This is a genomic window from Culturomica massiliensis (assembly GCF_900091655.1).
GTDB classification, from domain to species: Bacteria; Bacteroidota; Bacteroidia; order Bacteroidales; family Marinifilaceae; genus Culturomica; species Culturomica massiliensis.
In genome coordinates, this window is record NZ_LT594620.1 from 162446 (window position 1) to 173787 (window position 11342).

Sequence of the window (11342 nt, forward strand, 5' to 3'; positions counted from 1 at the left end):
TATTCAAAAAAATAAAATGTCCGCAAAATCAGCAGGTTTTGCGGACATTTTTGTAGGGTAAATTGAAGAATTAATTCACTTTTATATTTGTCGTAGTGCTGTGAGAGACAAACTCCGGTGCATACAGACATTGGATGGTTGCCAGGCCGTCCTGGTATGTTCCCTCTTGATTGACCCATAAGGCATATTCAAAAGTATAGCTGCCTTTGGCCAGGTAATGGATAAAAAAGTTAGTTATTCCGTCTTTAATTTCCTCGTAATAACAGGTACCGTATTTCCATTGATTACCGGAAATTTGTTCGACCGGTTCGAAACAGGCTGCCCGCAGGTCTTTTATATGCAGGTATTCCATATCCCGGTCGAGGGTGACGGTCAGGCGTACAATTATCTTGTCGCCCAGGTGTAATTCTTTATCGATGGGGAGTAATTCTTTCCCTTTGGCAGTTGTTTTTTCAATGAAAAGTTTTTTATCGATTTGGAGTGTTGTATTTTTCTTTTTCCGTACTTGCTTCAGTTGCTCGAAATATTGGAGGTACAAAGCTCCCCAGGTCGGTGAATCCTGTATTTTATCCAGGGTCACAGTGGACATATCGGGAGTTATTTCTCCGGTTGTATAGGTTTGTTTGATATATCCGAAAACATTGTCGTTTTCCGGAATACTCACTTCTTTTTTGCCGACGGCTATTGTCAGGTGTTCCGGTTCGTCAAGCTGTCGTTTGCCGGTTAATAACAATGCGTATATAGCGTCGACCGTACTGGGGACGTCGCCCCAGTTCTGGGTTTGTTTTTGACGAAGCAGCCATTGTTTCATCAGGTCGATATCGGGCGTATTTCCCTGTATTTCATGAAAAGCTTCCATAATCGTGGTATGAATGAGTATGGCGGAATTGGTATAATAGCCGGATCGGTTATTGGCCCAAAACATTCCTTGATCCGGCCGGAGTGTAGCGTATTCTTTTAATGAGCTTAAAATTCGTTCTGCGTATTCTTTTTGACCGTATCGGGACAAAACGATGGCGGCTAAAGCTTTTTCATAAACGGATAAATCCGGCCATTGTCTGTTTAATTGTTTCAGAAGTGATTTATGAATGGAAAGGGCATCTCCCAGAGGAATATCCGTATAAAAACTTCTGGTGTAGAGGTAAAGCAGACGGTTATGGGTTAATGTTGTGTCTTGTGCAGTGAAATTCTTGATCAGTTCCTGATCGATATAACGCAATGCTTTTATTTGCATGAACTTTTCTTTCTCACCGGCTTCCCGTTGTCCCGAAAGGCTGGCTTTGGCCATAATGGTCAGGACATTGTAAGTCATAAAATGGCTTGCGGGCATTCCTTTAAACCAACTCCAGCCACCTTCTTCGTTTTGTAAATCGGCCATTTTTTGAAGTGAACGGTTCTGTAAATCGTTTAGGCGATTGAGGTCAAAGAGTTGAGAGAGAGACTGTATACGCTCTGTTTCGTTTTGAGCATCCAAAACCCAAGGCGTTGCTTCAAGGAGTATGGATTTCAATTCGCTGTTTTGTTCCAGTTTAGATAATAACGTATTGGAAGAAGCTGTCATCTTCCAGGTTTTCAAGGCTGTGGCAATTGCCGGATTCGATTTTACAATGGAATGACCGATTGTGTTGGTATAAAAGGCAGCGGCCAGATCGGTGATGTTGTCGTTTTGCGCTTCCTGTAAACGGGGGAGGGCTTGTACTGCATACCAAAGTGGGTTTGCCGTAACTTCTAACGTCAAACGGTAGTCTTGCTTGGTTTTGGAGGCCGGTTGCATTTCAAACCGGTGTTTGCCTTTTTCTGTTGCATAAAAGGCTAGTGCATCTGTTAACAGAATGCGGTCCGGCAATACCGGTATGAGATGTTGTTCGCCGTCACTGAAATCAGGTGTACGCGCAATTATTCGGCAACCGAGTATACTGGTGTTTTGTGGAATAGCGAATTCAAAATCGACGGTACTGCTTTTCCCCGCTTCTGTCCGGAAATCGGTTTTGCGTTGCAGCACGACGGTATTGTCGGTTGGATTGAACAGTTCCAGAATCGCTTCTCCCTGTAAGGTTTCGGAACTGAGATTATTAACGGTCGCTTTTAGGACAGTCCGGTCGCCGTTTCGGAAGAAGCGTGGAATATTGGGCATGACAGAAAGTTCTTTTTGTGTCGTGATTTCTTTTTCAATCTTACCGTAGGCCAGGTCTTTGGTGTGGGCAAGAGCGATGAATTTCCAGCGGGTCAGGGTTTCCGGTACGGTGAAATGAAGTTTTACCGTACCGCTGTCGGTGCTGACCAGGTGAGGATAGAAAAAGGCCGTTTCTGCAAAATTTTCCCGGGTATAATCACCGGAAGAGGAGGCGTCCTCCTGTTGTCCGTGACCGGCATTTTTTTGCCGGGTTTTGAGGTTTGCTGAATTTTCCCTGATTGGGGCGGGAGATGCTTCCATGTCGCTGGCATACTCCGTAATATAAACTTCTTGCTTTACGGCAAGCATATTTTCTACGGAGTATACTATGAGGGGATGGAAATCATAACCGTAGTAATTCAGGCGGTCGAAGACAAAATCCGGATATTTGTCCGGGCGATAGGGGAAGCTGAACCAGGCAACGGAGTTATGATTTGACTTGTAAGCCCATGCCGGACAATTGGTACGAAAATAAAAGTCGGGTTGGAAATCCCAGGCATGAAATTTGAATTTTTCCAATGAAAGGTCATACATAACGGCTGCAATTTCAGCGATTTCTCCTTGTCCTTGTGTATTCCGGATCGAAAATTCCCAGGTTTCGGATTGCCCGGGGATCAGCTTATCCCTGAAAACCTGTGTGTGTATGTCTAATTTTTTATCTTCTATTGATTTGTATATACGGACATTGTTGTTGAAAAATTGATCGTCTTTTACAAAAGATAAATTGACACAAAAGTTACTGCCGTAAGTTTTTTCATACGGAATCTTTAAACGCAGGATCGTGTCGGAAAGTACGGTTTGCTTTTGTGTGATCAGACCTTTATCGGTATATAACTCATACAATAAATATACGTTTCGGGCAGAAGTACCGAAGTTAATTTCTATATCCTCCCCCGGACGGGCGGTGAATGTGTTTTTAACCAGCCATTCGTAGGTCAGGTAAGGAGGTTTGGCGTCCTGAGCAGAATAAAGATAGAAGATTTTTTTAGTTGTAACGGTGTCTTTTTCACGTGTCTTTTCTTGGGCAATAAGTATATAGGCTCCTGATTGCCACGAAGAAAAATCGACGTATAGAGAATCGGTTAAGGTGTTTAATTCCCCTCGATATAAGGTTTTCTCTATATGGGCACTGTCCGGATTATAGGATTGTTTTAAGGATGTCAGTGGCTGTAATTTACTTATGCTGTATGAAATCGTCCGGGAGATTTTTTCGTTTGCAGCATTAACAGCCTGGATATAGAAGTGATTTTTGTCTTGTTTGTTGACGTAAGTCTTGCCGAGTATAGTCAATTTATAGAAAGCATCCTGAATCGGAAGACGTTGGATGATTTCCTGGCTTTCCCCTTTGGTGTCGGTTGCTGTTAGTTTTATATTGTAATAATAGGAGTTCATATAGTACGAGGATACCGGTTTTTGAGCTTGAAAGCTGAATGAAAAATTACCTTCCGGATCAGATTGTGTTTCTCCCGTAATAACGGTTTCGGAGGCATTCGGCCGGGGATAGAATGATTGTAACGTAATTTCATAACTGATGGGAATATTCTGTAACGATACTCCGGAATAGGTTTTGACTTTACCGGTTAGTCGGATTTGTTCTCCGAAGGCATAGGAATCTTTTTGCGGGTGGAGAATGAGTTCCAGTTGTGGACGTTTGTATTCAGCCACGGTAATATAGGCATATCCTTTTCCTGCTATATTCAAGCGAAATTCTCCGTTTAATGTTTGGGGTGGAATGGTAAATGAGCCGTTGAAAGAACCCCATTCGTTGGTTTTTACCGTGCATTTGTTGATGATTTGCCGGTTGGGATCCGATAATGTCACTTCATACGACCGGTTGGGTTCGATATATGTACTGTCCGGCGTCCGGGTCCAGGCAATACCGTAAAATGAGACTGTTTGCCCCGGCCGGTATATGGGACGATCGGTAAAAATGTCGGTATAATAGCTGGCCTTATTGGGTTGGGGTGTGTAATAATATTCGGAAGATATAGGACCATTCGGATTTCGGTCATTGATGACTTCGTAGTTAATCTGTGATTTGCTGCTGTTATAAACGGCTTGTCCCTGTTTGTTTGTACGGATTTCCGTGATTTGCCTGTAATTTCTGTATTTTCCGGAAATAGGGGCGAAAATACGGATGCGGGCGTCGGATACCGGGGCTCCGCTCATGCGATCTCTGACGATGAATGTTATTTTTTGGTTGTCTTTTTGTGAGACTGTGAATAAGCTATTACAAATGAATGTGTTGACTATTTTTTTACTGTTAGGGCTTCGCAGTACGATTTCATAAAGTCCGCTTTGGGAAATGGGAATACGAAAAGTCGTATCTCTTTTTACATACCGGGAAGGTAATGTGTATTTTTTACTGAAAAAGAGTTGTTTGTTGACCGAGGATGAATCGTTTCCCGTTTTGTAATAGGCTTCTGTCGTTTCTTTTATACGATAGATATCGAGTTGTATTTCTTTGGCCCGGTAATAAGATGCTTGTAACACTAAAGATTGGCCCGGGTAAATATAGTCGTTGTATTGAACGGACAATTTGGGACGGTTAATGGTTTGGATAATTTGTTTCAGTAAATTAATACGGGCGTAAGTCGGATATTTCCGGATGTACTTTTGACAAAGAGCAATTATTTCCGGATAGACTGTTTCAGTATCGGTGTTGTTTCGGTCAATTAATTTAGTTTGTGCAATTTGAGCAATAGCCTCGACTATTAAAGGCTGGTTGTCGTATTGAGTAACTAGTTCCTGTAATCGTTCCAGATAAAGACTGTCATTTTCGTAAGATAAGTTTTTTATGTAATGTAATCGGCTTAGTTCAGCACATAGTAAAGCTTCCGGATTGGAGGAAGACATGCCGGCGTGAATCAGACGTTGATATATTTTCAATATGTTGAGTGTATAGCCGGAAAGTGAACCGGGGAGCGGCTGTTGTAAAAAAAACGGTAGGGCTACCAACAGACTGTCTACCGCCGTTTGGGAAATTGTCGAAGAATTTTCCAGTTGTTTTAGTTGGTCGATGCTTCTGTAACCGATAAAGTCCAGTAATGTCGGACGTAATGAGCGGGAATCTTTTCCCAGGAGAAGTATGGGTTTATAAGCTGTTGCCGGCGTTTGTTCCAATAAGCTTTGGGGTTGAAGCGCATCCAGGGCATGCCGGCTGATCTGATCATAGAATAAATTCCGGCTCCATTCATTTATATGTTCAGGAATATAATCGGCTAGCGGAGTACGTTGATTGATTTGATAACGGTTGTAATTGTAATAATTCAAGTAAAGATCGGCTAACAAGGAATGGAGGATACTCTGTTCCACCGGATTGTTGCTGTTTTGTAGTATGTTTTCTGTTTTTTGAATCAGTGCGGGCATAGAATCCCTGTCAATGGCCGTTTGACACCGAATTTGTATGATAAGAGCCTGAAGCATTTCCGGGCTGTTATCGGTTTTCCGGGCTTTTTCAAATAATTTCCGGGCTTCTTGTAATGCTGTTTGCGGTTTTTCTTTACATAAGGTTTCCCATTTGTCCTGGGCGAAGCTTCCCAAAAAAGCTGATAAAAAAATCAGAGTGAGTAATGTTTTCATGATCTGTATTTTTGTTTCCTTATTGCATAGATGTATAATTGACACGAATTCCATAAAGTTATGGAATTATTTTTATAAGTCCGTTGACTTCTTTGGCATTTTTGTCATGACTGGCTTACAGATTTGTTCAATTACTTTTGATTTGTGATTTGCAATTCTTTTTTTGTAAGGGAGGATTATGGGTATAATATAAAATGAAAAAACCGTCTGAAAAGATCGTCAGACGGTTTTTATTGAATGTATGTTTAATATTTAGTTTGTATGGAATTCTCCTTCTTGTAAAAATGCGGTTGCTGCATCGATATCTTTATACATAACCCGGTCTTCCTGGTTGAAAGGCACAATGGTCCGGAATTCTTTTAAAAACTCTTCCAGGTAGGGTGAGGTTTTGCCCGGACGCTGCAAATCGATAGCCTGTGCTGCATTCAGTAATTCTATAGCCAGGATACGTTCTACGTTTTCACATACTTTTACCGTTTTGGTCGCTGCGTTTCCTCCCATACTGACGTGGTCTTCCTGTTCGTTGGAGGAAGGAATTGAATCGACAGAGCAAGGGGTACAAAGTTGTTTATTTTTGCTGACGATGGCAGCAGCAGCGTATTGCGGGATCATAAATCCGGAATTTAATCCCGGATTAGCTACCAGAAATTCCGGTAAATGTCCCCGGTCGCCCGAGATCAGGCGGTAAGTGCGGCGTTCTGAAATACTTCCTAATTCGGCCAGTGCAATGCTTAAAAAGTCCAGTACCAGTGCCAGGGGTTCTCCGTGGAAATTACCGCCGGAAACGATCATATCGTCCTCGACGAATATGGTCGGATTGTCGGTTACGGAGTTTATCTCCCGTTCAACGACGGAAGCGACATACATGACCGTATCTTTACAGGCGCCGTGTACTTGAGGCATACAGCGGAAAGAGTAGGGATCCTGCACACGTACTTTGGGTTTCTGTTGAAATTCAGAATCTTTTAATAATGCCCGGATGTTCCTTGCCGTTTCAATTTGTCCCGGATGAGGACGTGCTTCATGGATTTGCGGTAAGAAGGGGTCGATACGTCCGTCGTAAGCATCCAGTGAGATCGCTCCGATAATATCGGCATATTTTACAATTTTGAAAGCTTTCAATAATGCATATACTGCATGGGAACTCATAAATTGGGTCCCGTTAAGTAATGCCAGACCTTCTTTTGCTCCTAAAGCAATCGGGCTCCATCCTAACTTTTCATTAACTTCTTTGGCATCCTGAATTTTTCCTTTGTAATAAACAGTCCCCTCGTTGATAAGCGGTAGAAATAAATTGGCCAAAGGAGCCAAATCGCCGGATGCTCCCAAAGATCCCAATTCGCGGACAACCGGAAGTACATCGTGATTGTACATATCGATGATCCGCTCGACGGTGGCGAGTTGTACTCCCGATTTACCCAAAGACAATGCATGAGCTTTTAATAATAACATCAAACGAATGATGTCTTTGTGAATGGGTTCACCGACACTGCAAGCATGGGACATGACCAGATTAGCCTGTAACTGACTGAGATCTTCCGGAGAAATGCTGATTTTGCAAAGTGAGCCGAATCCGGTCGTGATGCCGTATAGCGGTTTTTCCGATCTTGCAATTTTTTCATCCAGATAGGCTTTGCAATCATTGATTAATTGTTTGCTTTCTTCGGATAAAGCTAATTTATATCCTTTGTTTAAAATGTTTTCTATCGTCTCAAACGTTAGCGGAACGGGAGATATATAATGTATCATAGTAATTGAAAAATAGATGATTGGTAATTAAAAAATTGATAAAACGCGGAATGAAAAGATATTCAAGGTCACGGACAGCGGGAATCGTATCCGTGACTTTTTAAAGGTCTGTGTTCTTTTTTATGGATCAACATATTTTATGTGCTAATTCTTCGACTTTTACATTTTCTTGTTCGCCGGTCTGCATATTTTTTAAAGCTACTGTACCGGATTGTATTTCGTTTTCGCCGACCAATGCTACGAAAGGTATTCCCTTTTTATCTGCATACGTCATCTGCTTTTTCATTTTTGCAGCATCCGGATATAATTCTGCATTTATACCTTGCTGACGTAAGGACTGGAGCAAGGATAAGCAGAATTTTTCTTCTTTTGTTCCGAAGTTGACAAAGAGAATCTGTGTGGTTGCTTTTGTGTCTGCCGGGAATAAATCGAGTTGGTTCATAACGTCGAAAATCCGGTCTGCCCCGAAAGAGATTCCTACGCCGGAAACATTCTTTAAACCGAATATGCCCGTCAAATCATCGTAGCGTCCGCCTCCCGTAATACTTCCGATTTCAGCATCCAGTGCTTTTACCTCAAAAATGGCTCCTGTATAATAACTCAATCCTCTGGCTAAAGTCAGGTCTAACTTGATATCGATGGAAATATTCAATGTTTTCAAATAATCGAATACCAAACTCAATTCTTCAATTCCTTTCAGTCCCGTTTCGCTTTCATTCAGTACGGTCTGAAGCTGTGCCAGTTTTTCTTCGTTACTGCCTTTTAGATCCAGTATCGGTTGCAATTTAGCAATACCTTCTTCATCGATACCTCTTTCCCGCAATTCCTGATTGACAGCTTCTCTCCCGATCTTATCCATTTTATCGATAGCTACTGTAATATCGGTGAGTTTGTCGGGATAACCGATTATATTGGCGATACCTGCCAAAATTTTTCGATTGTTGATTAAGAGTCGTACATTGATTTTCAGTCGCTTGTATACTTCATTTACAATTTGGACCAATTCGACCTCATTTAATAAAGAATCGCTCCCTACTACATCGACATCACATTGATAAAATTCCCGGTAACGTCCTTTCTGCGGTCTGTCGGCTCTCCATACCGGCTGGATCTGATATCTTTTGAAAGGAAATGCAATTTCCGATTGATGCTGGACAACAAATCGTGCAAAGGGAACAGTCAGATCGTAGCGAAGACCTTTTTCAGAAATTTTATGGGTCAATTGGGGAATGTTTCTGTCTAGTAATGTTTCGTCAGAAATATCCGCTATGAAATTTCCGGAATTTAATATCTTAAATAATAGTTTGTCTCCTTCGTCTCCGTATTTTCCCATCAATGTAGATAAATTTTCCATTGCCGGAGTTTCCAGAGGCATGTAACCGTATAATTTGAAAACACTTTTAATCGTGTCGAATATGTAATTCCGTTTCACCATTATTTCCGGTGAATAGTCTCTTGTCCCTTTGGGGATAGAAGGTGATTGTGCCATACTTATTGCTATCAGTTGTTTTTGATTTCCGCAAATATACTGTTTTTTTAGTGTTTGTGAACGATGGGTGTTTATGAAATTCCGGAAAATATTCCTGTCGTGTTACTTTATCGTAACGTGACCGGTTACATCTATCGATAACGATATCTTTTTTGACTGCGGTCTTTCTAATAGAACTGAGAAGTTGTCATGATGTAAGGCTTTATTTTTTATAATATTGGTAATGACCGTTTATTTTAGTAGCAGGACAATTTGGAAAAATTTGAAGAACGTGAATCAAAGAATGATGGTTTAAAAAACCGATTTTTCTATGTATTCAGAATATTCTTGTCGTAAAGATTGTCTGAAATTTAAATTTGCCGGTTATTTATTTGCCTGATTGTTTTCAGGTGGTTTTTGGGGTGTGTTGTAAATCAATAACTTAAAAATAAAAAGAAAATTTTCCGCAAAAAACTGTATAAAAAATTTGGAAATGGTTTATATATTGCGTTATCTTTGCACCCGCTTTCCGAGAGATAGAGGTTATGGCAGCGGGGTAATCGGGGAGTCAGTTCTTGAAAAAAGTTTTGAAAAAAAAGAGCGGTCAGGATTTGGAAGTTTGTATGAATCGCCTTATCTTTGCCGTCACTTTCCGCTAAAAAACAGCGGTCAAGACCGACAGAAGTTCTTTAACATATTGTAGTGACAAAATGAAGCAAGTGCGAGTCCTGAAATCAACCATTTCGGACGGATATAACTGGGCAAAGGAATATAATTTTACAAGTTTTTTTTACTATGAAGAGTTTGATCCTGGCTCAGGATGAACGCTAGCGACAGGCTTAACACATGCAAGTCGAGGGGCAGCATGGTCAGTAGCAATACCGACTGATGGCGACCGGCGCACGGGTGAGTAACGCGTATGCAACCTGCCCTGTACAGGGGGATAGCCCATGGAAACGTGGATTAATATCCCATAGTAATCATGATAGGCATCTATTTTGATTTAAATCTTCTGAGGTACAGGATGGGCATGCGTCCTATTAGATAGTTGGCGGGGTAACGGCCCACCAAGTCCTTGATAGGTAGGGGTTCTGAGAGGAAGGTCCCCCACACTGGTACTGAGACACGGACCAGACTCCTACGGGAGGCAGCAGTGAGGAATATTGGTCAATGGGCGATAGCCTGAACCAGCCAAGTCGCGTGAGGGAAGACTGCCCTATGGGTTGTAAACCTCTTTTGTAAGTGGAGAATAAGCGTTACGTGTAGCGCGATGACTGTAACTTACGAATAAGCATCGGCTAACTCCGTGCCAGCAGCCGCGGTAATACGGAGGATGCGAGCGTTATCCGGATTTATTGGGTTTAAAGGGTGCGTAGGCGGCACTATAAGTTAGTGGTAAAATATCCGGGCTTCACCCGGACTCGCCATTAATACTGTAGAGCTCGAGTACAGACGAGGTAGGCGGAATAAGTTAAGTAGCGGTGAAATGCATAGATATAACTTAGAACTCCGATAGCGAAGGCAGCTTACCAGACTGTAACTGACGCTGATGCACGAGAGCGTGGGTATCGAACAGGATTAGATACCCTGGTAGTCCACGCCGTAAACGATGCTCACCGGCCCTTAGCGATATAGAGTTAGGGGTTAATCGAAAGAATTAAGTGAGCCACCTGGGGAGTACGTCGGCAACGATGAAACTCAAAGGAATTGACGGGGGCCCGCACAAGCGGAGGAACATGTGGTTTAATTCGATGATACGCGAGGAACCTTACCTGGGTTTAAATGTATTCTGCATAAACTGGAAACAGTTTTTTCCTTCGGGACTGATTACAAGGTGCTGCATGGTTGTCGTCAGCTCGTGCCGTGAGGTGTCGGGTTAAGTCCCATAACGAGCGCAACCCTTATCACTAGTTGCCATCAGGTAATGCTGGGCACTCTATTGAGACTGCCACCGTAAGGTGAGAGGAAGGGGGGGATGACGTCAAATCAGCACGGCCCTTACACCCAGGGCGACACACGTGTTACAATGGCCGGTACAGAGGGTCGCTACCTGGTGACAGGATGCTAATCTCGAAATCCGGTCGTAGTTCGGATTGGAGTCTGTAACCCGACTCCATGAAGTTGGATTCGCTAGTAATCGCGCATCAGCCATGGCGCGGTGAATACGTTCCCGGGCCTTGTACACACCGCCCGTCAAGCCATGGAAGCCGGGAGTACCTGAAGTCCGTAACCGCAAGGATCGGCCTAAGGTAATACTGGTAACTGGGGCTAAGTCGTAACAAGGTAGCCGTACCGGAAGGTGTGGCTGGAACACCTCCTTTCTGGAGACTTGTTATATCATGCACTTGCTAATTTTTCACTAAATATATA

At 42.5% G+C, this 11342-nt stretch carries 3 protein-coding genes and 1 rRNA gene; 1 reads left to right on the plus strand and 3 read right to left on the minus strand.

Features of this window, described 5'->3' with window-relative positions; translation table 11 throughout:
- Positions 1–70: 70 nt before the first annotated feature.
- The 3 genes from BN8908_RS01105 to hisS all read right to left on the minus strand — a co-directional run bounded on the left by BN8908_RS01105 (position 71) and on the right by hisS (position 8993).
- Complete coding sequence (locus BN8908_RS01105; RefSeq protein WP_161945842.1) at positions 71–5755, minus strand: alpha-2-macroglobulin family protein; 5685 nt, start codon at positions 5753–5755, stop codon at positions 71–73.
- A 252-nt stretch (positions 5756–6007) separates the two neighbouring features.
- Positions 6008–7504 (minus strand): histidine ammonia-lyase, encoded by a 1497-nt coding sequence (hutH, locus tag BN8908_RS01110; protein ID WP_021986754.1) that lies wholly within the window; start codon positions 7502–7504, stop codon positions 6008–6010.
- 127 nt (positions 7505–7631) lie between these two features.
- The gene (hisS, locus tag BN8908_RS01115) at positions 7632–8993 is read right to left on the minus strand and encodes a histidine--tRNA ligase (RefSeq protein ID WP_068688488.1); all 1362 of its coding nucleotides are present in this window, start codon (positions 8991–8993) and stop codon (positions 7632–7634) included.
- 771 nt (positions 8994–9764) lie between these two features.
- Between hisS and BN8908_RS01120 the strand changes: the two genes are divergently transcribed.
- A 16S ribosomal RNA gene (locus BN8908_RS01120) occupies positions 9765–11293 on the plus strand.
- Positions 11294–11342: the final 49 nt, after the last annotated feature.

Excerpts from the sequence above, each read along its gene's own strand:
- BN8908_RS01105 (WP_161945842.1), bottom strand. The coding sequence starts at position 5,755 with ATGAAAACATTACTCACTCTGATTTTTTTATCAGCTTTTTTGGGAAGC.
- hutH (WP_021986754.1), bottom strand. The coding sequence starts at position 7,504 with ATGATACATTATATATCTCCCGTTCCGCTAACGTTTGAGACGATAGAA.
- hisS (WP_068688488.1), bottom strand. The coding sequence starts at position 8,993 with ATGGCACAATCACCTTCTATCCCCAAAGGGACAAGAGACTATTCACCG.